This is a genomic window from Noviherbaspirillum aerium (genome assembly GCF_008929045.1).
GTDB classification, from domain to species: domain Bacteria; phylum Pseudomonadota; class Gammaproteobacteria; order Burkholderiales; family Burkholderiaceae_D; genus Noviherbaspirillum; species Noviherbaspirillum aerium.
This window is the reverse complement of the sequence record NZ_VFAH01000006.1, coordinates 210,779-237,231: the sequence shown is the minus strand read 5'-3', so window position 1 is coordinate 237,231 and position 26,453 is coordinate 210,779. Positions and strand designations below refer to the sequence as shown.

Genomic DNA, 26,453 nt, shown 5'->3' with positions numbered 1-26,453 from the left:
TCCCGCCTTATTAGTGCCAAAGGCAATTGCCGCGAGCACTCCGTCAACATCATCTTCTGGGCCGGGAAGGATGTCGCTGAGGCGGCAGTCGTTGAGTACATTTGCGACAAATTTCATGGGATTGCTTCTACTTTCGATAATGCAATTATTACTTTACTTTGCGATCTGAGGAAGAAAGATTGGCTAGATAGGCTAGAGTGCCGGCCAGCCATCTAGCGTCGAAGTTAACTCCATACTTCAGAAGGAAATCAAAAGGAGCATTACAGCACATCAAACCATGGATTTTTCTTAAGAAACGATGCGTCTGTCCTTTCAGACATGAATGCTGCGTGAAGGCGAAAGCGCTGACGTTGCTAATGCTTGACACGACGCTGGACGCCCAATGGCGGCCATTGTTCCGGCGGGTTCCATGTCGTAGGCGTTTGGCCCGTGCGAACACGCACCACGCCTACAGCTTTGCAAAATGCCTCGGGTCCCAATTCGCTGTCCTGGATTAACGTCCGTAAGGCGTCCATACCAACAGCGCTCCAGGCGTTGCGCACTGGATAGATGCCCTGATTTTTTTTGAACAGTTCGCTCAGTTGGTTGCATGCTTGCGGCAGCAATCGGCCGTCGGCGTACTGCCAGGGATTGAGTACCTGCGCTAGCACGGCGCCGCGGGCGTGCGCATCTAGCACCTTGCGAAGCTTCTTCCATTCGTCCATGCCGAAGCGCCAGCCGAGCTTGGTGGCCCGGTTCACGGCTCTTTGCAGCGATGTCTCTCCCGGCTCATTGTTGATAGCTTCAGTGCGCGCTGCGCGCACTACCGCAAACCCGTTTTCCATCCACGCCAGGTCGACGGCAACAGCCAGCGTACGCAGCGAACCGAACTGCTTGGTCAATGCCATGGGTAGGCCGACGCTGTATTCGTCGGGCCAGGCAAGGCGGGACGGTAAAATTCCACGTGTGGCGCGCAGCGTGCGGATTAGACAGGCACGGCCGATGCGGCTTAACAGTTGGCCGCTGCCGGCACTACCCGGCGCCGCAGGATGAAACCAGTTCGGGGAGGAGAGCCGCACCCCTGCTTTAGCAAGCAGGCGACTCTGGACGCGCTTGTCAAGACTGCTAAACGCATCGCGTAAGCCCCGGAACTGCTGGTCGGTGCTGACCTGCGCTAGGCTGATTAAACCCTTTTCATTGGCTGCGGCCCGCAAGTCGGAGGCGATCTGGGCATCCGTCCAGTAGCCTAGCGGCTTGTTAGGCGCAGTCCCAATATGAGCAATGGTGACGGCTCGGTTGAAGGGGCCCGGGGGCTCGCCTGCCAGCATGGCGAGAATCTCCGCTACGGTGTCGCTTCGGTAGGCATCAAGCACCTGATATTGCTGCACGCGCAGGACTCGGTGGCCGCTTTTGACTAGGTCGGCGATTTTGGCAGCCTGCTTGGGAACGTACATGGGCTTCTTTTCTAAGTCCGGGCGGGTGGAATCTACCATCTCGACCTCGATCACCAGCCATCCGTTGACCAACATATCTATCTCTGACGCGCGGCCGCAGCGGTCGACGATGGCATGCAGCTCGACTTCGCGCAACGCGCTGCCCGAGCGTGCCTTTTCGCGCAGCAAGGCATTGTAGAGCAGCGCTTCGGCATAAGAGTCGGCGGTTTGACCATCGTCGCACACGCAAGCGCGCCGCTTACGAATCCCAAGCGACTTGTATAGGCCACGCAGACCGCGGAAATGATGGCGAATGTGCCCATACAGCGCGCCATCGGCAGCCTGGATCTCTGTCTGGGTCGGCAGACGACCGAAGCGCGGCTCAAGCATCTGATAGCGCAACACCGTGTCTTCTTTAGAGGGGATGCGGTCACGCAAGTAGGCCGTTGGCAATTCATGCTGGTCGGCCAGTGCACGCCATGTTCCGTAGAGCTTAACTACGGCTTTGTAGAGCATGGCGGTACTGGGCTGACCGGTCGCTGGGGTCCAATGCTTCTTGAGCTGGCTATGGCTAGGAAAATTGCCGCCAAACTGCGGCAGCACAGCAGTCTTCATGAACGCGGCCAGCATCTCCTTGCTGTCAAGCAGGTGCGCGTAATCGGGCGACAGAGTGGTTCGGGCTGGCTTCGCCAGAAACGCGCCGTCGTCAGCATATAGCTGTGACAGCAACGCCCGGTACGGCGTTTCATTGACGTCGGTCCCCTTCGACGCGCGGTACATGCGCGCAAAGCGGGTATAAAGGAACCGCTGAGGAATGTCACAAACCGCGCAGCGCGCCAGATACGGCAGCAAGTTATCGCTCTTGCGCTTGAGCGGAAGCGGCGTATCAATGTGGTTCATGGGCACGCCACACTGCGTAAGCAAATCCACTAGACGCGGCAGAAGTGGAGTAATCTGTGCGGCGTAGGCCAGCTCGGCAGCCCGCTTTTCCAGCCACTGCGGCACCGGCCGTTCCTGCAGCGTCAATGTAGTGAGCTGACGAGCTTCGCTCCAGGCCGCGAAAGCATTGTCGACGCTGCCCCAGTAAAACGCCAATAAATCTTTCTCGAGCACCGACAGTGCCGCCTTGCGATCCGCTGCACTCATATCCTTGGCACGATGTTCAATGCGATTGCGTAGACCGCGCGGAGCTATCTGGTTCAACCCTCCATTCATATCTGCAATCCCATACAGCCAGCATAGCCAGTGCCAGCGCTGCGCCGGAACGGCATCTAGCTGGTCAGGAAGAGGGGGCCGCGCCGGGTGGCGCTCGGCTTCGGTTTGCAGTCGCGCCAGCGATTGTGTACTAAAGCTGCGTAGAGCCTGAGCTAGCGCCGGTGGCGCCTGCTTCAAGCGCGATGCGGGCAGAAAGGCAAGCAACGGATTCATCGGGCGCGACGCATTGGAGGCATGGCAGGGCATAGGAATCGATAATGGTTCGGGAGTGGGGCAGTGGCTAGAAAGTAATATGGATGGCGATGGCAAAAGGGCCCACCGGCCACGACTTTGGTTGTTATCATTCAATCATTAGCCCATAAGGCCCTATGCCAGTGGCTTTTCGTGGCGCTGGAATCGTACCGTTTTTTTCACAACCTAGTCTAGAACCAAGCCCAGAGCATCAATTTAGAGCAGATCGTCGCGGGGTGTGCCGAGCAATTATTGTTCATAAGGAACCGTTACGGCGCTTCTTCATTTGTATGCCTCTCGTACCTTTTGTATTTTTAGGAGCGAACCCGCTAGGATGCGATAGGGAGAAGAGGGCGTCCTGACGCCCGCCTAGCCGAGCATCAGACGTGGTTGTAACTTTGCGGTATTTGGCCCCGGCGGAATAATTACAACCGTGGGATTGATGACGTAGTCTATTCGACGTCTGCTACGGTCTCCGTTCGGTCTCTCACGCTCGTCTGGTCCAGTTCTGGTCCTCATTGGCCGGGGGGCGCAAGGTCACATTGCGGCGGCTCATGCATGCAAGTGGTTGAAAATAAAAAGAAAACCACCTGGGAAGACTTCCGACGCGGCAGGGCGCCACAAGGACTCATACTCCGTTGGTGTCGTGTTCAACCCAGAGGAGGCTCACTAATATAAACAAAGGCTTACGCCATTTTCTTGCGTAAGCCTTTGTCGTTTCTGGTCCATTCCTGGTCCAGCTAAATTCTGTTAAGTCGTGTTTAGCTTCGAAACGATTGCTCTCACCACCAAAAAGAATTGAGCACGTCAGTGTGCTTGATAAGACGGTCAAGAAAAACTGAAAAGGGTTTTGTTTTGCCTACCGCATCAAAGCCAGCTCTAGCATATCTAATTTGTAGTAAACCAGATTTGAACCGACACGATGTATAAGATTTCATCGATTCTCGAATCTTGTAGAACTTCCGAGTTCGGGAAGAAGCGGTCGTTCGGGGATTTCCCGAACGTGCACTCGATTGTAGAATGTCAATTTAACAATCTAAGGTCCCAGCTCGTACGTGAGTCCTTAAACTGCACCTGAACCGGAGATTGGAAAGCTGACCCTGTCTGGGGTAATAATGACACGCAGATAAGTTGGAGGACAGGTGGGCATTCGCGGAGCGAGACATTTGCTGAACTGGATGCGGTCTACACCAATACTCCTCAACGAGTTCTGGAAGAACTGAACAGTGGGTCGAGCTGATCTTTCAATAACTTTATGAGTTCTTATTCTGAGAGGTCGAGCAATGCTGACCATTGATCCTTAACGACGTCTGATATGTCGTTTTAGTCGTATTTTATTGTTTGACTAGAAAAAGTGATAGTTGGTGAGTTTTCGAAAGATATATCCATGGCAAACTGTGGGCAGTTTACTGAACGGAGAACGCAATGGAAAGTAGTGCCCTGCCGGCTCCGCTGAGCCGGATTTCGCTGGCATTCGGGCAATCAGCCGTCGGCCTTGAGACGAATACCGTTTCCTTGACTGCCGAGAGTGCCGGGCACTATCTGCGGTCGGGCGGTATGGCGGCCGAGCTCAAACGCGTCAAGCAAAAGGTTAGCCGCGACAGTAGGATCAAGGGCGATGAGATTGTCCGACTCACCGAGCACACGATGACGGAGCTCGCGAAGAAGATCCCGCTTAGCCTGAACGGCAGGGTTGGACTGGAAGCGCTCATCATGCTGCGTCACCGTCCCGCTCTGCGTACCGTCGGTGGCGACCTCGACCTGTCGCAGCCCGAGGCGGAGGAATGGCATGACCGCCTGCTTATGGCACAACATCCACCAACCGACCTGGCGCATCGCATTCGTGCTGTGGGACGCATCGACCTGAACGGAGACCATTGTGGGACCGGATTTTTGGTCGGGCAGGGCCTTATGCTGACGAACCGGCACGTGCTGCAGGATATTGCCATCTTTGAGGACGCGCATTGGCGCGTCAACGAGCACGCCACCATCGACTTCGCCGACGCGCCGAATGCTTTTCATGCTGAGCTGCGCTTTGCACTCGTCGAGGTCGTATGTGCGGGTCCCGATTTGATCACGGATACGCAAACCGGTTGGACGCACACCGACGCTGCTCTTCTGCGTGTCGAGATTTCCAATAAAGCGGGGGGAAAGCTGCCTACTCCCATTCCCTTAGACGGGGACGCGCGTCGGTTAGGCGGGTACAGCGAGCTATTGGTGATCGGCTATCCAGCCCGGCCGAGCACCCTGCCGCGAGACGCACAGGGAGACGTTAACGAAGAGGTTATTGCCCGGATTGGCGAGCTGTTCCCAGTTTACGGTGTACGTACTGTTTCGCCTGGAGCGCCCCGTTGGAACCAGTCGCGTGACTATGGCTGGGCATTTGCCCATGATGCGACCACCCTGGAGGGATCGTCAGGCTCCTGCGTCCTGTCATTTGGCGGACTAGCCTTCGGCTTACATTTTGGTGGCGATTGGCTCCGCGCAAACTTCGCTCACGGGCTCGCTCGCCAGCGTGAACAGCAATGGCTCCGTCAAGCAGGACTGGTATGGACCGACCGTTAAACGTTACTCCCGACTATGCGCGCTTGGTAGACGCGGTGACGGGCGACCGCGAGGGATTCGCCGAGTTATACGACACGCTTGCGGAGGCGGCAGGTGCGGCAACCTATTTGATGCTGGAATTTGGTCTTTCCGATGGGGAGCTGGTCGATCCGATGCGCTTGGCCTTCCAACAAGCGCACGAGGGAGGATGGTTGAGCAAGCTGCTGGGCGCGCTGCGTCAGCACAGGCGCCTACGCTCGGGGGCAGCAGAGGTGCAGTTCAGCGGGGAAGCAGTGTTAAAACCGTCGGCCGGAATGTCCCTCGTCGGCACCTCCCGCGAAGGCTTGGTCGATGCGGGACTGCGGGTATGTCTTGTCAAGGTGGATGCCAATGGCAAGCAATCGTGTGGCACGGGCTTTCTGATAGGGCCGCAGACGGTTTTGACGAATCACCATGTTGTAAAACCCCTGTTGGAAGAGCCAAACCACACAACACGCCGGTTAGGTAGCGCTGCCAATCTAAAAATTCTTTTTGACTACTTAGAACATGGCCGACCAGGAAAACAGGTCAACGTCGCTGAGGATTGGCTGGTCGCTTGCAGTGGGACCCATGCACTTGAAAGCGATGGGATGGTGTTTTCGGACATCAAGGATGATCTCGAAGGATTCCGTACCTGTCTCGACTTTGCGGTGATCCGACTGGACCACGCAGTCGGGCGTGAACGCGGCTATTACGAACTCGCCCGTTGCGCTCCCCCGGTGGAACAAATGCCGCTTATCGTGGTTCAACATCCGCACGCCAGCCCTATGCTGGTTACGGACGGAAAGGCTGGAGCGCCTTGGCCAGCCAGCATTGGCACCCGACTGCCACATGATGCCAACACGATGGTGGGTTCGTCCGGAGGCTTGGTGGTCGACGAGGCCTATCGTCCCATCGCTCTGCATCAAGGCTGTCATCACCAGAATGGTAAACCGGTTACTAATGTGGCGATTCCCACGTATCACATTGCAGCACTGAGGCTGCCATTGTCGAGTATCGAAGGTCTCGATCCAATCTGGCAAATCGATGCGACGCAGGCGCCTGTTTTTGGACGGCTTCGTCTGCAGGAATTGCTCAACGCTGCTGCCCAGGGTCCTATTCGTGTGATCAAGGTACTGGGGTCGCCGCGCTCGGGCATCAGTTTCAGTGCCGACATCGCACGCCAATACGCGATGCAGTGGAGGGACGTCGCGGTACGTGTGTCCAGTGATGAGCTTACGGCCGGAGTACGCGAGATCGGCATTCGCTGGCTCGCTGCGGCTGGCGCCGGGCCAGATGTGACTAGCCAATTGCCGATCCAGCAGGAAGCAGACACCGCGTTCTCTGCCTGGATGCGCGATGACTTCGTACCGACATTTATGGGTCTTCTGGAGCAGGTCGTGGCGAACCGTCGGTTCTGGCTCATCGTCGACAATTTGGCGACCCGTGGCTTGTCGGCAGATGACGCCGGCTTGCTGATACTACACCTTCTGGAGCGCGCTCCCACACACTCGCTCGTACGGCTCGTCTTGCTAGGCGGTGGAGACACGGGGGCAGTTCCAACTGAAGCGCTGGGAACTGAAAACATTCAGTCGGTGACCAGGGCGGACATTGAAGCCACTGCGGCGAAACACCTGGTTGCCCTGACTGGAACAGCGGGATTCAATCAAGCCCTTGCCATGGCGACGTCACTACATGCCGTATGCCGTGGCGACGTTGAGATGCTCGCTAAACATTTTCCGAGTGTCCTGCGCGATATGGTTTTCCCGAAGGAGGTATGATGCGACTTCTTTCGGACAAACAACTTGAACAACTAAGCAAATACGAAGAACAAGTCGTCTTCGCGGAGGCCTTCGAACCGAACGAGTTGGTGACGGCGCCCGTCAGGGACCATGCGGTCCTAGCAGAACTCGCACGGCGCTGCGAACCAGTGTTTGCCGACGGGCGCAGAACGCGCTGGCGCTTGCGCGATCCACATCGTCGCCAGGCTTTGCAACGCATTGCTCTTAGGTCAGCCGATCTGCCGACGCAAACAGTGCCTCCCAATGGCTTTGGCATGTGGATGGAGAAACTATTGTTAGGCGAGCGGGTCGAGTTGGACCACCTTACGCTCGAGGACCTGCCGCCCCTTTCGACGGCTTTGCGTTTCGTTGGCGAATTCCTCCCAGGTGCTGAATCCGCCCGCATCGCAGGCGTGATTGAACGCGCGAGCGAGCAGCGCGCGCAGGCGATGGTATTGCCGGTGGGGCTGGTCGGACGTCACGTAGAATTGGATCGACTGCGGGACTGGACGCTTGCCGATCATAACGAGTCGCTCCGTATCGCGTTGGTAACCGGGATAGGCGGCAGCGGTAAGTCTGCATTGCTGGCGGAATTCCTCTCTCGTCTGACGGCGAGTGACGATTGCGCTACCATCTTGCTTGATTTTGACGGTCCCCATCTACAGTCTCCCACGACGGAGCGATTAACCATCGAGTTCGCCCGTCAGTTATCCAGGCATTTCACGGAGTACCGGACTGAGCTCATGCGCTTCGTCAAATGCGTGGAGGATCTAGCCGGGTCTGTCGAAGGCGCGCGGAATTATCGTCAGTCCTCGCGCCAGGAGCAAGCCATTGCAGCGATGTGGGAGCAGGAATGCGCGCGCGTACCTTTTGGGACTAAGCGCGTGGTCGTGGTGCTCGATACCATCGAGGAAGTTGTGATCCGCGGCGAAGTCGAAATTATCACCGTTGTAAAGTGGGTAAATTTTCTTGTCTTCATGCTCGGCGTGCGCCGTCTATCGGTTCTTGCCAGCGGACGAGTAGTGCCTGAGCGCCATTTTAGGGAAGCCTACGAAAAGGCAATTTCGTCGCTCGTAGTTGGCGACTTGCCATTTAACGACGCGATTGAACTCTTACGCAGGCAAGCGCCAAAACTGTCGCAACCCGTAGCCGGCGAACTGGTCCGGCGGCATGGAGGAAACCCCTTGATGCTGCGCTTACTCGGGCGTTTGCTTCGTGAACACGACGATCCCTTGAACGACGACGAGGTGCGTCGCCCGTTGGCGCATGGCTTCCTTTACGACCGCATCCTCAAACGGATGCGTACCGATGATCCCCTAGTCAAGAGGCTTGCGCATCCTGGGCTGGTGCTACGGCGTACTACGCCGGCCCTCATCCGCGATGTTCTTGCTCACTCCTTAGGCTTTGGCGAAATTGATGACGGCCGAGCGCGAAAGCTCTTTGATGAACTCGCTCGGCACGTTTGGTTGGTCGAGCCGGGACCGACATCCGACATTATCATACACCGTAAGGATCTACGGAGACTGATGCTCAAGTTGATGCAACAAGACCCCGATTTGACATCGACACTGGCGACGGTGCATCAGACTGCTGCGCAGTTTTATGCGGACGGTGGTGGCGCGCTGGACACACGAGCAGCGCAGATCGAACAGGCTTACCATGAAGCGTTTATCAACATGCCGTATCACACACGAGCGCGCGCGATGGAGCTATTGCGCTCGATGGGCGAAGACGTCGATTGCTTACCGATCGCGCACGCGACCGCGCTGCGGCGTCAGGCAGGGGTCGACCTGTCTGAGGCCGAGATGGAGAGCTTGTCGTTTGATGATCGAACGAAAGAAATCGACCGTAAGCGTTCACGATTGGAATCGGTGGAACCCTCCTCGAACATACCCGACGAGGCACTTGAAGGTCTGTACGCGCCATCCTATGCAAGCCATGCATTCGCATCGGGTGACTGGAGCGAGTTGCGGCTCCACGGCCGTGACTATTTGCGGAACCACTTTCGATCACGCGATTCACAGCCTGCGCCCTCCCTCATCGATTCGGTGCTTTGGAAGGTTGCAGTGGCCAATGCCTTGCCGTTGGTTGATGTAGATCATAAGTCTTCCTTGGTTGAGGTACTTAAGGAAATCAACGAGGTAGCCGGCTCTTCCGTGTACGCGCTCAGCAGCTCAAGCAAGTTACTCGTGCAAGACGTGATCGCTGCCGTCGGCGGACTGTTGAATGGCGGGCGATACTCGAGGTTCAAGGCCGAGTGGAAGTGGCCGCACACGCTCCGTTCGGTCGATGAACTCCGCTTATGGCGCTTCCTCCCCTTGAGTGCCAATGAGCGCCGAGCAAGCCGCAATGAACTGGTAGTGGCGCCTTTCTTATTCCGCTATTTTGAACGACCTAGGATGACGCTTAGCAGACCAGATGACCAAGTGGTGTTTTGGCGCAATCAAGCTAGCGACGTTATCGCCGACGAGCCTTACCTCAGCACCTTCGAACGACTCGGAAAATTCGACCTAATGCCGCTGCACGCCTGTTCGCGTGGTGCCTTGGGGCGGCCCATCATGCCCGAGCTCTACCCGGTGTGCCGGGCGGCGTTGAGGAAGTTGCCGTTCATGGTGTTCATCGAAATCACCGAGAAGTTCGCCCGTACCGATCGGCGCTGGCCCCGCGATTTGCAAGGCGCTTCGCTCGAGAAGCGCCTGCACTTCGATATAGACCGGACATTAACCGTGCTGTTGGAGTTGGCAGATCGATTCGGATGGGTGCCGGAATTGCTTCAAGATGCCGTGCGATACCACGATGAGCCCAACGTGCTCTACTTTGCGCTGCACGTATGGCGCCAATACGAAAAGCGCTTGAACGCTTTTTCTCTTTCTGCTCACTGACCTCAGGAGATGCCCATGCCAGTCGATCTGTCGTATCGTCCGCTATTCGAACAGCTTCACCCGTTGACCGTCCAATTCGAGCATGAAGGTAAGCCGCCGGTGAGCCAGCCTGCCGCGTTCGAGGGTTGTGAGGGCTATGATGCGTTGTTCTTGAATGAATTTGTCGTACCTTGGCCGCGCGTGGTGGGAGACGCCGCCGCCGATGTTTTGACGATTGAAGGCGTTGACGAAGCGCGTCTCGACTATATGCATTTTTCCGTCACGATGTCGGCCTCGCGTCGCATGGCGATGTATGCCGGCGTGAACATTGAAGGCGCGCGCAGCGAAAGCATTCCCCGTACGAAGGATCGCTGGGTTTACGATGGTCGGATTCCGCTCAGCCAGCAGATCGGCAACGAACTTTACGCAAGTAATCTACTCGACCGAGGCCATCTGGTCCGGCGGGAAGATCCAAATTGGGGTGAAAATGCGCAGCGGGCGAACGAGCAGACTTTTCACTTTACGAATTGTTCACCGCAGATGGCCGGCTTTAATCAAGTGACGTGGCTGAGTCTGGAAAACTACATTTTACTGAATGCCCGCAGCTGGAAAGAGCGTGTCAGTGTGTTCTCTGGACCGGTTTTTGCACCGACTGATCGGGAATACCGTAGCGTAAAAATTCCAGAAGCGTTCTGGAAGGTAGTCGCATTTCTATCCGACGAGGGCTTACCGTCGGCCACTGCCTACATCATTGGGCAATCGAAAGAGCTGACGAAGCTTGAAGCCGCTTACGGTCGCTTCAAGACCTACCAGTGCAGCATCCGGCAGATCGAAGCCCTAACGTCGCTGGATTTTGGGGATCTTCGTAATTTCGACGGTTTTTCTAACAGCGAAGCCGCAGGGCAACCCAACATTGTCAGAGAAGTGAACGGCCCATCCGACATTCTCGTGTGAGTGAACGTCGAATGTTGCCGAGAATTCTTAAATCGTCCCGAAACGGGGCGTTTCATTGTCATCAATTTGCGTTTAGAGACAGAAGCAATTCATCGATGAATCGCGTGCGGATGTCTTGTATCCCTGACTGACATCTGCAACGGACCCGATCGAACATGGATGCGTCACGAGTCATGGCCGCAAGAGCTGTCCATCGGTCCTTATCGAATCGGGGCACATACGATCCAATAGGCCTAGATGCGACTTCTTTGAATGATTTTTTCGGACTAGGGTACTTAGCTATTGAAAACCATCCGACGGCAAGCGCAAGAATGTGCAAATAAATTGCTTCCGGTCGCGCATAGTGCAGGCACCGCCGAGCTGTTCCTGGAATGTATGGATCTCGTCGTCGACTTGGCGATCGCGACCAAATGCAATCATGCGCGCAATAGTGGGGATCCTGGATACGGGATTTTATTCGAAGCGAGAGGAGGAGATAACGCTGGGCAGTTTACGTTCTTCGCTAAGAGAAGAAATGCGGAACGCGGGACTGTCACGCTTGCGATCAGTGATGCCGCGAACGAGGACCGTGCCCCTGAGTTACGCACTCTAGTGCAGGATCTCTGCCGCCACCCGGGTATTGCGACGCCTGCCACAGGCAAAAACTTGTGGCCGGCGATCGATTTTACGAATGCGGCCGCTAGCAAGCAGATCGTCGAGGCGGTTTCTTACTTCTTGCTCAACAAGAAGCCTGTTGTGCGCCCCTCGCCAGATTCTACGAAAGACCCTGTTGTGTTGGGCGCTATTCAAAGCCGGAGGGGGCAACCCGAATTCCGACAACGTTTGCTCGCGGCTTATGAGGGCCGATGTGCGATCACTGGCTGCAACGTGGCTGAAGCATTAGAGGCGGCGCATATTGTCCCGTATGCCGCAGACGGCACATATGCTACGTCGAACAGCTTGCTGATGCGAGCTGATATCCACACGCTCTTGGTCGAAAGGGGAAGTTCGCAATCTGACACATCCTGTCAGATAAAGTCACAACTTATACAATTTAGGGTATGAGCAGGTCCCGATGTAAAACTTTGACCGGTTTGCGCGATGCCAGCAGTTTTTCGGGTTGCGGCAATGGGAGGCCGGCCAGCCTAAACATGAATGGCGTGCCTTTCATGGCCCGAAACCCAGGCTTCTGAAAGTGGCGCCGCAGCTTGGCCGTTGTTTCGGTTTTCGCCCCCGCCAATGAGCTCGTTGGGAATCGAAATAAGTTTCGAGTCCGGATTTTTTCATTCTTTGATCGGCAATCTGGTATTCCGGCTGTGAATGTAGGTAATGAGCTCGCCGAGCGGATCGGATGACTCCGGAGCACTATCGATGTTGAAGGCTTGGCGTTCGAGGCCAATCAGGTTCTTCAGTGCATTGGACAGGTTGACCACGGTAGTCGCGTGTGCGGGCAGCGAGACGGCCCGCATCATTTGGGAGTGCCGATTGATTGTCTTATCCTCCTTGGTCTCGTCCGCAATGGCCTCTTCGAGCTCATGCCGATTAGTGGCTGCATCAGCCAGCTGGTCAAACAGCCTCTCGACGATGGCGGCGCCTCGAGAGATGCGCTTCCGGTGCTCCCGGACCACCTGAACTACCGAAGCCGCAGCGACCTCAACGATCTCCCTATCCGTTTTGGCGTCTAGAGTGCGAACCTCGCTGCGAACCAGTTCAGTGCGAACCCTTTCCAGTACCTTCTCGGTCAGGTCACGTGCCCAGCCCTCGGCCTTGGCCTTCTTCCGGATTGCCATATCCGTAACGCCATAGATCTTGCCTATTCCACGAATGGAAAGCACGCCGGCGCGGTAGTCGCGCTCAATCGATTCCCAGTCCGTCCGCCTTTTCTCGATTGTCATCTTACTAGTGCTCCTCTCTTTTGTTGTATCAGCAGGGTTTACTGGACAGTTGAAGTGCCTCGTTGATGTCCACATAGGCCTGCGACCCGGATATTTTGAAGATGGCCACCAGGCGTGAGCAGATAACCGATCGCTGCACCTTCTTGCAAGCAATGGTCCCTAATACCATCTCTCGACCGTGGCCAAAACTAAGTCGCTGCTTCTGTTTACAAGATCGTCCGCATACGGATCTGGCCAGCTCTGCTGCGCGCACCATGTCTGCAACCGGATGTAGTCGTTCGCCACGGTTTGCTCGTACCCAGCTCGATAGGCGGTTGCCAGGTTGGTCCAGTACCGGCGCATCTCCACTGGATACGCGCGGGTATGCGCCTTGATGTCCTCGATCTCATCTGGCGTCCACTCATAGCGATTGGCCAAGTAGGCAAAATCTTTGAGGAATTGCTTAGAGACCAGCATCGGCCCAGTCCTTTCCTTCCGTCTCAGGAATTTGAATTTCGACTGCATAGCCGTCATGTACTAGGCGCCGGGCGAGGGAGAAGGCTGCCGCCTGGCCAGTGAAGCTCGCGTCGTTGTCGCCGGCGATCAGGACACGCTCCACGCCAATTGGCGGCGTCCATGCTTCTAGAAGGACGGCATTGGTCGCTGCCCAGACGGGGACAGAGAAGCGAAGTGCGGCCGCCAGTGCCGTTTCTATGCCCTCGGCAATACCAAGAAATATCTCGCCAGCTCCAAGCCTCACAGCAGCCGAATTTAGCGGCTTTGGCGCCGCCATGAACTTTTTGACCTGGGAGACGCTAGCTTTCCGCCCGTCCTTGGTCAAATAGGTCCGATGGAGCGATGCCCCTGTTCCATCTGGGTAGCACATGCGTGCGAGCATTGCTGGATGCCGGCCGCCGTCCGAATGTTTCAGGGCGGGATGGAACCGAATGTCTGGCGGCACCCTGTCGATACCCACTCTGTCGGTCAGATACTTCCATACCGGATCACCCCTTGTCACCGGCCTGCTGTCCCCCCAAGTCTCGCGCAGCGCCTGCAGTTTGTTTTCCTCAGTGCGCTCTTGAGTCACCGCACCGGCCGGAACGATTCTAGCAACGCGGTCGACCTCCTTCGCCGCTTGGGAAAAGTTCCAGCCATGGAGGCTTTGGAGCAGCTTGAAGCCATCCCCTGATCCGCAATGCGAGCAGAACCAGGTGCCGCGCCCTTCCTTGTCGTCGAAGCGATAACGGTCCCTCCCGCCGCATATCGGGCAAGGGCCATGCTTCTTGCCAAGATATCGGGGATCGACGCCCAGCGCCTGTAGGATGCCTGGCCAGCGTCCAACCGCCTCGTCTGCGGTCCTCGGCTTAAGCTGCTGCATTCCGTACCCCTTTCGACTTGGCATGACGGATCCGCAGATGCTTGAGGAAGTTGGTTACTTCGGCGGTCGGCTCGGCGACGATTTCCTGCAGCCCCCGCGGCCAGACGCCGAAATACTCGCGGTACTTATGCGCGATCCATCCGGCCTGGTATCCCTTGTTTTGGGCGATTGCGATCAGCTGCGAGTAGAAAGCCTGCTTCTCTATCTTAGGCGCCTTGCGCTTGAGCAAGACCAATTCCCTGTCTTGAACCTCGACATCGGACTGCTTTGCTGGCGCGAAACCGCATACCGGGCAGGTGTGGACGCTGGCCGGCTTCACGTAGCTGCAGGAGGAGCATGCTTTCGGCAGCTTTTCGGTCCGCTCACTCTGTCCTGTTTGCTGCTTCGGCATGCCATCATCCAATGCGAGTGGAAACTCATCCGTCGGAAACCCTAGGCGTGCAACCGTACCGGAATGGTCCAGAATGAGAGCTCGCTCCTTGGTTTCATGCGGGCGCAGTACCCGACCGGCCATTTGGATGTAGCGGATCAGACTGCGCGTCGGACGGGCAAGGATCAATGTCCGGCAGGCCGGAAAATCCCAGCCTTCGGCCAAAATGCCGACGTTCGAAATAATCAGGGTCTCGCCGGTTTCGATGCGCTTGAGGATCGCCTGCCGTTCCTCATCTGGGGTGTAGCAGTCGATATGATCTGCCGGCACGTCCGCCGCCAGGAACTGCTCCACGATGTGCTGAGAATGCGCAATATTGCAAGCAAAGCAAACCGTGGGTGTCCCGTTGGCCAGGCGCAGCCAGTGCTTGACGATGTCGCCCACCAGCTCCGGCTTATCGACCGCCCGACCGACGTCCGCATCCAAATAATCCAACTCGCCAAAAGCGTTGCGGCTCTGCCTCACGCCGGTCATGTCCGGCTCCGCCGGCGCGTAGACATCGACGTCAACCAGGAAGCCGTCCGCGATCAGTTTTGGGATCGTCGCAGCGACCACTATTTGCTCGAACAACGCGCCCCCAAGCTCGGCATATTGCTTGCCGAGGCCGCGCGCATAGGGCGTGGCGGATAAGCCAATTACGGGGCATTTCGCCGCGGCGATCACCGCACGATATTCCTTGGAACCGGCGACCGTGTGCGCCTCGTCGATGATAAGCAGGTCCACGTCGGGCAGCCCCCGCCGGGCGACGGTCTGGATCGATGCCACCAGAACCGGCTCGTAGACGTGGCGCGTGTTTTCGCCCTGGACGATGCCGTGCGAAATTCTCGCCTTGGCGAAGCGCCGGGAGGTCTGCTGGATTAGATGCACTCGGTTGCACAGGAAGGCCACGCGCTTCTGCTTGAGCCTTGCTCCGTTAACCAGCGCCATGCCGATCTCGGTTTTCCCGGAGCCGGTGGGGGAGCAGATGATAATGCGCTTCGCGCCCCCTGCCAAGGTAAGGCGACAGTTCTGAACCGCAGTTGCTTGGTACGGCCGCAGGACGATGTCCACTGCACTGGAAGCATGGAAAGCGGCCCTAAAAACATTATTTCCATGGCTTGGGGGGGTAACGTATTTATCTGGCTATGGTTATGGCTATGGATAGGTTCACGCATGGAGCACGCTCCGTGCTCGGCTGGTGCTACACTTAGTGTGCCGCTGGCGCCCGCGATGTATTGAAAATTACGCATCAAGCTGCACCTCCTATCCCTACCTGATTGCGCTTTTTCGCCTCCCGCTCGATAGCTATCTGCCGGTTACGGTCCGCAATAGCTGCGGCTTTTACGATCTCTCCCAATGCCCGGACATTGACTAATCCGCCGCATTCCTCCCATTCAAGAGCTACGCGCCGGTACCGCCCTTGATCTTCTTCCGTATGCAGCCCTAACCATCCGTACACCGTCTCCACATCCTCCGGCAGCGGCCTCCAGAACCGGAGAGAAACCGTGTCAATGGACTTACGGTCTCCGTCGTTTTCTGCCCGGAGCAGCCGATAAAGCGCCTTTTTGTTCGCCGGCAATGGCCTGCAAGAGCCATAGAAATGATCGAGCATGAGCCGGTAAGCGCCGTGTTCAACGATCGAGAGATGTCCGGTCGCGCGGGCGTAGTCGCCAATGAAATGCTTGTAGAAATTCATGCGCACCCCAGATCGAGAGTTCCTTGGGGGGCTGCCAAGTCCACGCGACGTCCGACCAAAACATAGCGGGCAACGTTTGCATGGGAGAGTTCGCCCGGCCCGATCACGTTTACGCGCAAGGAGTCAATCAGCCAGCCATCCGCCTCAAGGTCCTGGAAGTGCGTTGCAAGCTGAGCGAACTCGGCGGCCATGGCTTCATAGGTGTTCAGACCGCGATCGCCACGATATGCTAGTGCTTTGGGAAGCGTCGAAAATTGAGCTTCTCCAGAAGAGTGGAGCAGAACAAAGCCGTTGTCATATAGTTCTTTGACGACTTTGCTGATAGTATTCGCACTGCAGTCAACAACATTTTTGTTTGTCCCTACGCCGCCCGCCAGCTTAGTAGGTTTAAGGCCCTCCAAGCGAGGGCTTTTGCTTTTTCGGGGCTTACGCATTGACGCCTCCGCTCAGAAGGCGCGCTGTGTCTGCTACCGGCCAGAGAAGAAAATTTCCGACTTTCACTGGGCGAATGCCAAAGCATTCGCCGGTAAGGCAGTAATTCTTACGGACTGTTTGACTCGCCCGATTCACAGCGTGCGCAAACTCACTGGTCTTGATATGGTCGCGCCCGGCGGCAATTTTAGCCAGTGCATCGGGAAGAGGTGCTTTTGTTTGCATCGCTATATTCCCTTCTATTGGGTTGTGCGCCTCTGTGACTATTCACAGTGCAGCGCATAGCGATACGTATTTTTTTGCATAAAAAAGCCCGCTTTGTACTAGCGGGCTCAGTGTCGGCTTATTGGGTCTACTGTCGGCTTAGGGGCGGCTTTTTGTCCACGCCTCGAGTGCCTTTTCGCAGGCAAACACATCAAATAACTTCTGCTTTCCTTTACCCGTGCGCCAGATGACCGCTTTCTTGGGCCTATCTGACTTAATTAAAACCTCTGGTTCTGCACCAGAGTCAGCCCATGTTTGCAACAGCTGCATGACGTCCTTCGTTGACGCCACACGCTTAGTAATGCTTTCGATCGTCCATGCTGCCTTGATTGCCAATTTTCGGTTGGCGACTCGCGGAATAGCACCAGGAATGCTTCCTAGGTCTGCGACGTCTTTGCACGACTGGTCTGAGATAGATCTGCTCTCCATGACGCGCCGGTTGTCGAGCTGTTCACCGCTCGGCATAAGTTCCTGCCAATCTTCCGCAACGGGAGCGAAGCGCGCTATTACGGCAGGCTTGGTGGACTGGATGGCCTTCTCAGAGTCGTTCTCTGTAGGCACTAAGAGGCTACGTTCAAATAATTCAAGGTCACTACTACTCACTACGATTTCGTCGAGACCGGGCCTATGGACTCGGGGGTGATAAGTGATCGAACGCGGGGTCACAATGTCAACAACTGTTCCATCTGGGTATTGTGCATATCGTCCCGAGTTGTTGCGCCTTTCCAATAGTTGCCAGTTTCGTCCGTATTCGTCGAACACTATTGAGCCTTGCGACCAATCTCTGTCGCCACCTCTACCCGTTACCAAGGAAAGTATGTGGTCTCTGGCATGCCCTTCATCCATGTTTAGGCCGTAAAGACCGTCAAGTCCGACGACATCATCAGATATCGGCTTCCAGTAACTTATACCTATTATTGTCTCGGCGTCGTCCGGTTGAGGAACAAACTCTTGAGCTAGTTTGGCAGCCCTGGACTGATCTCCTTTTGAATATTCGTCACGATGCCAATGCACCTCTCGAGCATTTTCACCCTGCAAAATCAACGATGGTTGTAATTTTCTCTCCACTATTAACTGCAGCAAATCGCCGACTTCCACCGTCTCACTCAAAGTGGGCGACAGCCGAACGGCAGCATCCTTTAACGAATACCATTTCTTTAGATCACGTAGCCTCATAATGCGCCCCTCCGACGCCCCTTAAACAGGCGGCTGCGCCAAGGTGATAAGGGTTGCCACCCGTTCGCTCCGTCGAGCTAGGCACAGCCAAACTTGCTAAGCAGGTATTGCCACCTGTAGCCCATTCTGGGCCGGTACAAACGAAATACCAGCCTGCTCCAAAATCCACGCCTCTATCTTGTCGTGCCACGTACGAAGCAGGTCCAGCGGCCGGCGGCGATAATGTTTTTCAGCCAAGGCGCTCGGCTTGTGTCCCATGATTTGGGCCGAAATTCCAACGGGCATTTCTATCCATTCGCACAGCGTTCCAAACGACCGACGCAAGCCATGTAGAGTGACATGAGGTAGCCCTGCGGCTATAAGAGCCTTGTTGTGAGCAGACCTTGGTTCTTTGATACGTCCATCAGCGGCAGTCGGGCTACTAAATACCCATGGCGAGGGGGTCCATGGTAGTTCATCCACCGCTTTCGCATTTAAGGATTGAATTTTAGGCGGAGTAGTATTTAGCTCATGCAGCTCCATTAGGAGCTTTGCTACATAAGGCGTAAGAGGTATAACTCTCGTGCCGTCTACTTTGTCAGCTATAGACAAACTTCTCCACTGGAAATTGACATCTTTCCAACACAAGCAAGCTAGTTCTTCTCGGCGGCAGCCGACTAGCAACAAGATTTGCAAATATGCCTTGATTATCGGATTGCTTATTTTGTTCACATTGGTGAACCATAGCTTCAACTGCTCGCGTTGTAGGCAATCTTCCTTTGGCTGAGATTTAGGTAGTTCAGCGCGCATTATGCGTGTACTACAGGCGTCAGGATGAACTTGGCTTTTGTATTCGGTATGGTCCATGCACCAATTTAGAAATGCACGTAGCCGGACGAACGCATTTCGGGCGACAGTTGGTCGGTGTTGTTCTAGCCTTAACCACTCTGTAACAGTGTCGCGTGTGATTTTCGCTAACGGTAACGCCAATAAATAGTTTAGCGGTCCTGCCAACGTGTAATCGCCCTCACCTTTCTTTCGTCCTTTAGTTTTAGGCTTTCCACCGACAGAATTCAATCTTTGATGGTCTAAAAGTGTACGAGCGCTCCATTTTCCTTCGCGGGCTTTTAGGTACGCTTCCCAGGCTTCAGAAGCCGGTACCTTGTGCAGTTTCGCTTGAGCACGTTTTGCGACGTCCGCAGCTGTGATTTCAGCTTTAGCTTCACGAGGGTCTCGCCCTTGGTCAATGATGGCCTTAAGACGGCGAGCTTCTTTGCGAGCATTGTCTATAGTCCATGTTGTCGTACTACCAATAGTCATGCGGACGACATGTCCGTTCAGCTTACCTTGAAAGATATAAGCCTTACTTCCAATCGTTGCTCTTATGCCTAATCCTACTTGTTCACTATCACGTAGAAAAACCTGCTGTTTGTCATTGGGACAATTAAAGTTTTCTATTCGCCCAGCAGTTAATTTTACACGCACCATTTCTGCATACTCCCGTGTACCCCTCATGTACCCGAAATTATGCAATGGCAATCAACATACATCAACGCGTTTTTTTTACTACATCTAGAAAAAATTCAATACATTCAACATACTACTAGCTTCAAGGCATTTGCATCAACGCTAATAAATACTTAGAATTTCGATTTCGTAATGCGAAGGTCACCAGTTCGATTCCGGTCAGCGGCACCAATCTCAGAGCGATTTTTGCTGGTAGTGTTCACTAAGGTCACTCGCTGTTTACTGTCAAAAACTGGCAAATTTTGCTGGGTTCGTCGATTAATCCAAACCTAGTCGCAAGCCGCCTTCGCGGCGGCTATAGACTGTCTTTCGGATAAGCCGAAATCAAGTACACACTCCCTTACGCCAGTCGTATTAGTTATCGCACAGCGCTAACAGCCAAGAGCCATCAAGGTTAATCCCTGTCCGAACGTGCTGGGCAGCCTATACGTGCTTCAGCGGAATGGAACTGCCTTGCGCGGGCACGAACAGTTTCCTTGGCTGGCCGAGGACAGGTAGAAGTTGACGAATCTGAGAAGCCACATTGCAAGCAGTGAGCGTCCGGTATGAACTTATCATCCGACGTTTCGGATCTATCGATGTCCGACGTGGTTCGACCCAAAGCGGCCTTACCCTAACAGCTGCTTGAGGAACTTTACGACCCCTGGACCAGTGCACTCAGGCATTTCCACATGGGGGTAATGGCCTGCACCTTCTACCAGCAGCATTTCCGCACCGAGCCTAGAAGCAAGTAAGCATGCTTCCTGTTCAGGATTCGGGAAGTCTGCATCCTTGGTGCCCATCACAACCAGGCTAGGCAGTTTGATGCCGTCCATGAGCGCGTCCGTCTCTGCCTTGGAAAGTCCAACCATGGTCTTCAGCGCATCGAAACGCCCGGATTCATGCAGGTTCTTGTTCAAAAGGTCATGATACTGCGCATGGTCCGCCGGCTTGCGGGTTGCAAACAGGCTGTTCCAGTAGGTCATCCAGAACCAGCCGCGCCAAGGGCCGGCAAATGCCGCTTTCAAGGCGAACTTGGTAAGCGGCGATATCGGGAGGTCGCGCACGATCGGGCCGATCAAGACCGCCCCACGGATGTGTTGCGGCGCTTGGCGTGCAGCCCAGAACGCTGCCCCGGCAGCAAACGAATTTCCAATCACGATAGCGGAACCGGCACCCAGATGCGCCATCAACGCAAGAACGTCCTGCCCAGCCGCTTGAGCAGAGTAATCATCCCAGCGCATCGACGATTCGCCTTGGCCGCGTACATCCATCGTCACCAAGCGAAACCCGGCACCAGTCAGGTATGGACGAAGATAACGGTATTGCTGGCGCAAGTCCCCCATTCCCGGCAGCGCAATCACCAGGGGGCCATCGCCGCCCGTATCGTCATAGGCAATTCTGCCGTCGGCCAGCTGAAGAAACTGAGTTACTCCGGCTAAAAGGCTGCAGGTGCTCTGCTCCGGTGACGCGGGAGTAACAATTGCAGGTGAAGTAACAAGCGTAGTGTTCATAACAGACCCCAAGGTTGGTTAGCAAAAGCAGCGAATACAGAAACTATAGCCAGAGGGTATCTAAACAACAATCGCCTAAATATATTCACCTGCTATACAATTATGTATGGCCAGAAATGAACCTGACTGGAATCTTTACCGCTCTTTCCTTCAAGTGATGAAGGAAGGCAGCCTCTCTGGCGCTGCCCGCGCACTTGGAGCAACGCAACCCACTGTCGGCCGGCATATCGACGCTCTCGAAGCCGCTCTCGACGTTAAGTTGTTTACTCGCAGCCTTGACGGCTTGGTGCCAACCGAAGCCGCGCGCAAGTTAGAGAATTCGGTTGAAGCCATGGCTTCGTTGTCGAAAGCGATCATGAGGACCGCATCTGCTGGAGAGGCCGAGGAACACGGCACTGTGCGCATCACGGCGAGTGAGGTAATCGGTGTCGAGGTGCTGCCGCCTGTCCTGGTGCGCTTGCGGGAGTCGCATCCTGGTATTTCTATCGAACTGGCGCTCAGCAACCGCAACGAAGACATGCTGCACGCTGCCGCCGATGTGGCGGTTCGGATGGTTCGACCTGAACAGGCAGCACTGGTGGCAAAACGTGTTGGCGCAGTGCGACTGGGCTTGTTTGCGCATCGCAATTACCTGAAGCGTTATGGCGTCCCGAAAGAGCATGGCGACCTTGTCCACCATGCGCTGATCGGCTTCGACCGCGATCCTACATTTGTGCATCTTGCCAAGTCATGGGGCCTAAATATAGGAAGGGAAGACTTTGCGTTTCGCTCCGATAGCGATCATGCACAATTAGCTACGCTGCGCAGTGGCGGCGGCATCGGCGTTTGCCAGACAGGGATTGCCCGGCGCCATCCCGAGCTGGTGCCGGTCCTTGCTGAATCGGTGAAGTTCTCGCTGGATATGTGGCTGGCGATGCATCGTGACAGGCGCAATGAGCATCGCATCAAGATTGTGTTCGATCATCTCAGTAAGGAACTAGGTGCCTATGTCGGGAAACCAGAATAAGGGTTGCCAGCCTAGGATGGAAGTTGATGTCCCAACACGGGGACTGGCGCAGAAGAAAACCGAGCGCCAGCAGCGGCCCAGGGCGCACAGTCCGACACCACCTAAGTCGGCGAAATGGTGGGATTATCGGCTGCGCATTTTGTAACGGCAGTACGACATCGCATCGAAAGGTCAACTCTTGGTTGTTGTTGAGTCCATTGCATGAGTGAGGGAATTTCTTGGAGTTTCAAAAGAGAGACCCCCGGAGTACCCCACGCCCCTAAGTCCCCCAGAACACCCCGGCATCTTTTTTACCCACAGGCCCCCCGGGTAGTCCCTAGTGCCCTAAGCCCTAGGAGACCAAAGTTACCTTCCGTATTCAAGGTGTGGAATAGGGACTGGGCCGACGCCTTAAGTCAACTTCATCGGAAGCGTAGTGTTTCGGTATCACTGTACACATCAGCCTTTGCCCCGATGACAGCTCCTGCAGGGGTGATCTTCGAGCAACGCTTCGCCTGAACCTCTGATTTAGAAGAGGTCGTACCCACGGTGACCAAGGTTCGTTCAGTGAAACACAGCCAAGCAGTCTCTGCAGTGTCAGCTTCAAGCGCCCATCCGAACAAGTCTTGTTCTGCCTTGGTCCCATCAACGAACGTCTTTTCTGCGACCAATGCAAGATCGCCAGATTCACCGACTTTTGCAGTAGCAGGAAGCGGGTAGGCTTGAGCGATGGGCTTCAGTGTGTTGAATTCTGAGTAACCATTTACAGTGAAAGGTGAGCCCATCTTAAAGTACAAGACAGACCATGAGGAATCGGAAGAAAACGGCGATTCAATAGCCTTCTGGACTTTCCCGTCAATGTAGAACGTAGTTGATTCAAACGATCCACGGATGTCGTTGTTCGGATCGATGTTGAGGAACCGTGTGCTTGTGATAGGAGTGATCGTCTCTGTCACCTCGTACACATGGCCAGCTGCGTCACTCGCTTTTAACTTGTAGGTTGCCTCGTTCATGAAATAACTGTTCATCCCCTTCTCGATGTCAAACACTTGTGTCGAGACTACGGGCGTTGGATCGGCAGGCTGAACAGGCTGCGTCGATGCTACAGGAGTAGAGTTGGAAGGCGGGAGTGTTTGTGTCGCACTTGAATTGTTTGGACTAGGCTGCACCGCATCAGAAGACGTTGAGCCACCGCCACCGCCACCACAACCAGCAACAAAGGCTGCAATGATCCCGGCGGCAAGTAATTTCCGTCCCTGCAAGCTACTGTACTTCATGTTCTTCTTTCTCTTCTTTCGCGAATAAGTTGATCGATATACATTTCTATCAATCAGATTAAAAAGTTGCGGGAAGTAGACATGAATTGATTTCCATAGTTCAACAAACTCGCGTGCTTGCAAATGTTTGTAGCATGGGGATGCTTGGCAAATCGATTTGGATTTCTTAAGTTTTGAGAGAGAGTGGAAGAATAGGAGCAGCGTTCGCTTGCTGAGCTGGTTTCAGACACCACTGGACTTAGCGTTGGTCTAAGGTTTCCTAGAACAAGGTTCCTAATCCAAGTACCCCTCCTAATCTTCCCCAAGATCGCTCCAAAAGAGAGGTAAAAGCTTGCTTTGTTCTGGTTGTTAAATTTTCTACATGTGTGAAGGGTTCCGCCAGAATCTGAGAGCGAGGGCCTGGGGCTGCCCTTAGCCCCTCAGCCCTACAGACCAGCGTACCTTCTGGGTACCAAAGTAACCATCATGGGGGTAGGGTGCTAATTAAGGCAGCGAGGGACGCATTACGGCAGGTAGTAAATGTCATTTGTCCAAGCGCCGCTAACAGACGGCTCCTTACGAAGCACCTCAACCCATTGCTCTTCAAAGAGCGTGGGCACCTCTACAATCAAGAAGGTAAGAGCAGGTCGATCTTCAATCGGATTGAGCGTACTGCGTTCGATAATTGACAGGCCGTACTCGCTAAGTCGGTCGGTAACGAGCTTTTCATCAGCTGCTTTTAGTTCCAGCGAAATCATTCCACTCAAATATCTTGGCAACGTACTGGTAGGAGTGCAGATGGAACCATGCGGCGGCATTCGACATTCGTAAATTCCTACAGGACGTTCGTATCGCACGCCATTGACTACTAACGTTGAGCCTTCATAGGACGCGGCTGCTGCAATGTCTAAACCGCCACAGGACGAGAGTAGAAACGCAAACAGAGTTGCAGAGGCTATACGGTTTATTAAACTGAACGTGGCAAGGATACTGTGTACCTAGCTTAGGCCGGCTCTTTGGCTGCTATACGTGCAGAATGGACCAGTACAAGCACATTCATGACGCTTAAGGAAAAGGCAGCGAGGAAGAAAGGGAATAGCATTACGAGCCCTCCAAGGCCAGTCAGAGTGAATGCTCCAGCAGCACCAAAGATGAGTGCAGAAAAGCAGTTGGCACCTACGGCGAGCGCAGCAGCAAAGATGTTTTTCCGAAGGAATCTTAGAGCAATGACTGTGACGTATGGAGGCGCACCAAAGAGAGCTACTGACACCGCTATTTCAGCAGAGGAAAATGCTCCGAGGACCACTCCTGATATCACGATTATCAGAGCAAGCCAGTTGAAGCCTAGATGTATCTTTGTCATTTGAAGCTCTTTGGTACCGGTGGGTCTCAAAGGACCTAGTGACCTAGTGAGCTTTCACTATATCAGGCAAGGTTGAGCTAAGGAATCCCAATGTTCTTTAAAGGCAACAATGGATCCAAAGTGGGGTACTCAGTTGAGGAGATGGAAGTACCTTCTGTGTACCAAAGTACCCTTGGAGGTTAGGGAGCCCCTGCCAACCTAGTGTCTCTATTAGGATCAATCGCCCTCTCATATTCATGGGATGGCATTAGGGCAAGTCCGGATGTGTAATGCAAATACTTCCAAGCCGAAACAGCCAGGACATATATGCAGCCCAGGTCGAAGATACGCCATGAACCAGCCACAACTAACCAAGCGCAGTCGTGATGTAAATGGCACCATAGGCGGTATACACTCGACTGCTCGCGGTCGAGTGTAAAGCCAGTAACCAAAAAGATCGCAAGGCTAAGTGTCGCTGGCAGCAGCAACCGAATGCTTCTCTTGCCTGACAGCCAGAACAGGAGGTAGATGGCATCCGGCCAAACCGGCAACCGCCGTAACGAAGAACAATCAAAAGGTTCAGGCAATACCGCCTGTCCATTCCATGCCTATGTGCGCCTGATTTGTTTGAACGCGGTGGATTCTACCGATGTAGAATTTTTCCTTTGATTTGGCAACGTACCACAGCAGCCTCCTTGGACAGCTGGCTTGTCAGCCTCGCCTGCGGACAGCCCTTCGATAATAAAGCATTCCCTTGTAGGGCCCTTGCAGCAAGCCTCATCGCAGCTTTCCACGAAGTTGACCAGACTTGCTTCGAGCTGCCGCATTTCCTCAAGCTTCTCGCGTACTTTATCAAGGTGCATCTGAGCCAGGTCCCTCACTTCGATGCACGAGCGGTCGCCATCTTCGAACAGCTTAACCAGTTCCCTTACCTGCTCAATGGGAAAGCCAAAGTCGCGGCAGCGCTTGATGAAGGTCAGCCGCTTCAAGTCGGCATCACGGTAGTAACGCCGACCGTTTGGAGCACGCTGAGCCTGAGGTAACAGGCCTATTTCTTCATAGTAACGGATGGTTGGTACATTGGTATGGGTATGCGCAGCCAGTGCACCGATCGTCAGGTTTAGTTGCGACATCGTGCTTTCCTCCGAAAACTCCTTGCTCCTCAAGTTACTTGAGGTTGTACCTTCGATGCAAGCAAAACTACTTGTGTACCACTAAGAGGAGAAATCATGAAAGAAATGCAATTAAGGCGTGAATCGACGGTTGCGAAAGTAGGAACTGCAGGAGCGGTGGGCGTTGCCTTGGCCGCCTGCGCGGCATGCTGTGCTCCCTTGCTAGCCCCGTTATTAGCATGGCTTGGGCTGTCCAGCCTTGGAATGGCGACAACTGGCTGGTATATGGAGATTGCAGTTGTATCCGCCGTAGCGCTCGGTGGCTTCCTTCTGCTACGCCGCCGCACGGCCATAAAACGTTCGCGATCCTGCCGGTCGATGGGAGCTGCGAATGTGGCAGCGGTTCTGAGACTTCGGCCTCTACCCGAAAGGCTTAGCAATGAATGTCAGTAAAGCTGCACCCGTGGCATCTACTTTGTCAGCTGTTGAGTTAAGGGCGCTGCGCAATGGATGAGTGAACTTACATCAAAGGGTT

At 54.8% G+C, this 26,453-nt stretch carries 21 protein-coding genes; 6 read left to right on the top strand and 15 right to left on the bottom strand.

Translation table 11 applies throughout. From position 1 onward, the window contains the following. Window positions 1-353: 353 nt before the first annotated feature. Entirely contained in the window at window positions 354-2,840 is a 2,487-nt protein-coding gene (locus FH061_RS11745) for a hypothetical protein (RefSeq protein WP_151636008.1), read from the bottom strand. Between the two features lie 1,443 nt (window positions 2,841-4,283). Here FH061_RS11745 and FH061_RS11740 point away from each other — a divergent pair. From FH061_RS11740 to FH061_RS11720, 5 genes are all read left to right on the top strand, one after another. Continuing rightward, window positions 4,284-5,423 carry a trypsin-like serine peptidase gene (locus FH061_RS11740; protein ID WP_151636007.1) on the top strand — a complete coding sequence of 380 codons (1,140 nt, stop codon included), beginning with the start codon at window positions 4,284-4,286 and terminating at the stop codon, window positions 5,421-5,423. Beyond that, window positions 5,408-7,201, top strand: a complete 1,794-nt coding sequence (locus FH061_RS11735; protein WP_192805023.1) for a trypsin-like serine peptidase — start codon at window positions 5,408-5,410, stop codon at window positions 7,199-7,201. The genes FH061_RS11740 and FH061_RS11735 overlap by 16 nt, the downstream gene beginning before the upstream one ends. After that, the gene (locus tag FH061_RS11730; RefSeq protein WP_151636005.1) at window positions 7,198-10,083 is read left to right on the top strand and encodes an ATP-binding protein; all 2,886 of its coding nucleotides are present in this window, start codon (window positions 7,198-7,200) and stop codon (window positions 10,081-10,083) included. The genes FH061_RS11735 and FH061_RS11730 overlap by 4 nt, the downstream gene beginning before the upstream one ends. A gap of 15 nt (window positions 10,084-10,098) precedes the next feature. Beyond that, window positions 10,099-11,016, top strand: coding sequence for a DNA/RNA non-specific endonuclease (locus FH061_RS11725; RefSeq protein WP_225984615.1), 918 nt, complete (start codon window positions 10,099-10,101; stop codon window positions 11,014-11,016). A 375-nt stretch (window positions 11,017-11,391) separates the two neighbouring features. Then, window positions 11,392-12,060 carry an HNH endonuclease gene (locus tag FH061_RS11720; protein ID WP_151636003.1) on the top strand — a complete coding sequence of 223 codons (669 nt, stop codon included), beginning with the start codon at window positions 11,392-11,394 and terminating at the stop codon, window positions 12,058-12,060. Window positions 12,061-12,278: 218 nt separating this feature from the next. On the opposite strand, the gene FH061_RS11715 is transcribed toward FH061_RS11720, so the two are convergent. From FH061_RS11715 to FH061_RS11670, 10 genes are all read right to left on the bottom strand, one after another. Next, the gene (locus FH061_RS11715; protein ID WP_151636002.1) at window positions 12,279-12,890 is read right to left on the bottom strand and encodes a hypothetical protein; all 612 of its coding nucleotides are present in this window, start codon (window positions 12,888-12,890) and stop codon (window positions 12,279-12,281) included. A gap of 159 nt (window positions 12,891-13,049) precedes the next feature. Further along, the gene (locus FH061_RS11710) at window positions 13,050-13,346 is read right to left on the bottom strand and encodes a hypothetical protein (protein ID WP_151636001.1); all 297 of its coding nucleotides are present in this window, start codon (window positions 13,344-13,346) and stop codon (window positions 13,050-13,052) included. After that, window positions 13,333-14,247 (bottom strand): DUF7146 domain-containing protein, encoded by a 915-nt coding sequence (locus tag FH061_RS11705; RefSeq protein ID WP_192805022.1) that lies wholly within the window; start codon window positions 14,245-14,247, stop codon window positions 13,333-13,335. Before FH061_RS11705 ends, FH061_RS11710 begins: the two co-directional genes overlap by 14 nt. Further along, window positions 14,234-15,727: a DEAD/DEAH box helicase gene (locus FH061_RS11700; RefSeq protein ID WP_151635999.1), complete on the bottom strand. Its 1,494-nt coding sequence runs from the start codon at window positions 15,725-15,727 to the stop codon at window positions 14,234-14,236. The genes FH061_RS11705 and FH061_RS11700 overlap by 14 nt, the downstream gene beginning before the upstream one ends. A gap of 178 nt (window positions 15,728-15,905) precedes the next feature. Further along, window positions 15,906-16,352: a YdaU family protein gene (locus FH061_RS11695; protein WP_151635998.1), complete on the bottom strand. Its 447-nt coding sequence runs from the start codon at window positions 16,350-16,352 to the stop codon at window positions 15,906-15,908. Next, window positions 16,349-16,786 (bottom strand): hypothetical protein, encoded by a 438-nt coding sequence (locus tag FH061_RS11690; protein ID WP_151635997.1) that lies wholly within the window; start codon window positions 16,784-16,786, stop codon window positions 16,349-16,351. The genes FH061_RS11695 and FH061_RS11690 overlap by 4 nt, the downstream gene beginning before the upstream one ends. After that, window positions 16,779-17,009 carry a hypothetical protein gene (locus FH061_RS11685; RefSeq protein WP_151635996.1) on the bottom strand — a complete coding sequence of 77 codons (231 nt, stop codon included), beginning with the start codon at window positions 17,007-17,009 and terminating at the stop codon, window positions 16,779-16,781. The genes FH061_RS11690 and FH061_RS11685 overlap by 8 nt, the downstream gene beginning before the upstream one ends. A 138-nt stretch (window positions 17,010-17,147) precedes the next feature. Further along, entirely contained in the window at window positions 17,148-18,224 is a 1,077-nt protein-coding gene (locus FH061_RS11680) for a hypothetical protein (protein WP_151635995.1), read from the bottom strand. 96 nt (window positions 18,225-18,320) lie between these two features. Beyond that, window positions 18,321-19,691: a tyrosine-type recombinase/integrase gene (locus tag FH061_RS11675; protein WP_151635994.1), complete on the bottom strand. Its 1,371-nt coding sequence runs from the start codon at window positions 19,689-19,691 to the stop codon at window positions 18,321-18,323. 647 nt (window positions 19,692-20,338) lie between these two features. Beyond that, window positions 20,339-21,223 (bottom strand): alpha/beta fold hydrolase, encoded by an 885-nt coding sequence (locus FH061_RS11670; protein WP_151635993.1) that lies wholly within the window; start codon window positions 21,221-21,223, stop codon window positions 20,339-20,341. Window positions 21,224-21,329: 106 nt separating this feature from the next. Between FH061_RS11670 and FH061_RS11665 the strand changes: the two genes are divergently transcribed. Further along, window positions 21,330-22,229, top strand: coding sequence for a LysR family transcriptional regulator (locus tag FH061_RS11665; RefSeq protein ID WP_151635992.1), 900 nt, complete (start codon window positions 21,330-21,332; stop codon window positions 22,227-22,229). Window positions 22,230-22,630: 401 nt separating this feature from the next. Here the strand turns inward: FH061_RS11665 and FH061_RS11660 are convergent, their stop codons facing one another. The 4 genes from FH061_RS11660 to FH061_RS11640 all read right to left on the bottom strand — a co-directional run bounded on the left by FH061_RS11660 (window position 22,631) and on the right by FH061_RS11640 (window position 25,939). Continuing rightward, window positions 22,631-23,608 (bottom strand): hypothetical protein, encoded by a 978-nt coding sequence (locus FH061_RS11660; protein WP_151635991.1) that lies wholly within the window; start codon window positions 23,606-23,608, stop codon window positions 22,631-22,633. 380 nt (window positions 23,609-23,988) lie between these two features. Then, window positions 23,989-24,222, bottom strand: a complete 234-nt coding sequence (locus tag FH061_RS11655) for a hypothetical protein (protein WP_151635990.1) — start codon at window positions 24,220-24,222, stop codon at window positions 23,989-23,991. Window positions 24,223-24,467: 245 nt separating this feature from the next. After that, window positions 24,468-24,827 (bottom strand): hypothetical protein, encoded by a 360-nt coding sequence (locus FH061_RS11650; protein ID WP_151635989.1) that lies wholly within the window; start codon window positions 24,825-24,827, stop codon window positions 24,468-24,470. 587 nt (window positions 24,828-25,414) lie between these two features. Next, entirely contained in the window at window positions 25,415-25,939 is a 525-nt protein-coding gene (locus tag FH061_RS11640) for a MerR family transcriptional regulator (protein WP_151635988.1), read from the bottom strand. Window positions 25,940-26,453 lie beyond the last annotated feature (514 nt).

Coding starts and splice junctions, on each gene's coding strand:
- FH061_RS11650 (WP_151635989.1), bottom strand. CDS start 24,827: ATGACAAAGATACATCTAGGCTTCAACTGGCTTGCTCTGATAATCGTG.
- FH061_RS11675 (WP_151635994.1), bottom strand. CDS start 19,691: ATGGTGCGTGTAAAATTAACTGCTGGGCGAATAGAAAACTTTAATTGT.
- FH061_RS11730 (WP_151636005.1), top strand. CDS start 7,198: ATGATGCGACTTCTTTCGGACAAACAACTTGAACAACTAAGCAAATAC.
- FH061_RS11690 (WP_151635997.1), bottom strand. CDS start 16,786: ATGCGTAAGCCCCGAAAAAGCAAAAGCCCTCGCTTGGAGGGCCTTAAA.
- FH061_RS11745 (WP_151636008.1), bottom strand. CDS start 2,840: ATGAATCCGTTGCTTGCCTTTCTGCCCGCATCGCGCTTGAAGCAGGCG.
- FH061_RS11655 (WP_151635990.1), bottom strand. CDS start 24,222: ATGATTTCGCTGGAACTAAAAGCAGCTGATGAAAAGCTCGTTACCGAC.
- FH061_RS11710 (WP_151636001.1), bottom strand. CDS start 13,346: ATGCTGGTCTCTAAGCAATTCCTCAAAGATTTTGCCTACTTGGCCAAT.
- FH061_RS11705 (WP_192805022.1), bottom strand. CDS start 14,247: ATGCAGCAGCTTAAGCCGAGGACCGCAGACGAGGCGGTTGGACGCTGG.
- FH061_RS11720 (WP_151636003.1), top strand. CDS start 11,392: ATGGATCTCGTCGTCGACTTGGCGATCGCGACCAAATGCAATCATGCG.
- FH061_RS11740 (WP_151636007.1), top strand. CDS start 4,284: ATGGAAAGTAGTGCCCTGCCGGCTCCGCTGAGCCGGATTTCGCTGGCA.
- FH061_RS11640 (WP_151635988.1), bottom strand. CDS start 25,939: ATGTCGCAACTAAACCTGACGATCGGTGCACTGGCTGCGCATACCCAT.
- FH061_RS11685 (WP_151635996.1), bottom strand. CDS start 17,009: ATGCAAACAAAAGCACCTCTTCCCGATGCACTGGCTAAAATTGCCGCC.
- FH061_RS11735 (WP_192805023.1), top strand. CDS start 5,408: ATGGACCGACCGTTAAACGTTACTCCCGACTATGCGCGCTTGGTAGAC.
- FH061_RS11670 (WP_151635993.1), bottom strand. CDS start 21,223: ATGAACACTACGCTTGTTACTTCACCTGCAATTGTTACTCCCGCGTCA.
- FH061_RS11680 (WP_151635995.1), bottom strand. CDS start 18,224: ATGAGGCTACGTGATCTAAAGAAATGGTATTCGTTAAAGGATGCTGCC.
- FH061_RS11715 (WP_151636002.1), bottom strand. CDS start 12,890: ATGACAATCGAGAAAAGGCGGACGGACTGGGAATCGATTGAGCGCGAC.
- FH061_RS11665 (WP_151635992.1), top strand. CDS start 21,330: ATGGCCAGAAATGAACCTGACTGGAATCTTTACCGCTCTTTCCTTCAA.
- FH061_RS11695 (WP_151635998.1), bottom strand. CDS start 16,352: ATGAATTTCTACAAGCATTTCATTGGCGACTACGCCCGCGCGACCGGA.
- FH061_RS11725 (WP_225984615.1), top strand. CDS start 10,099: ATGCCAGTCGATCTGTCGTATCGTCCGCTATTCGAACAGCTTCACCCG.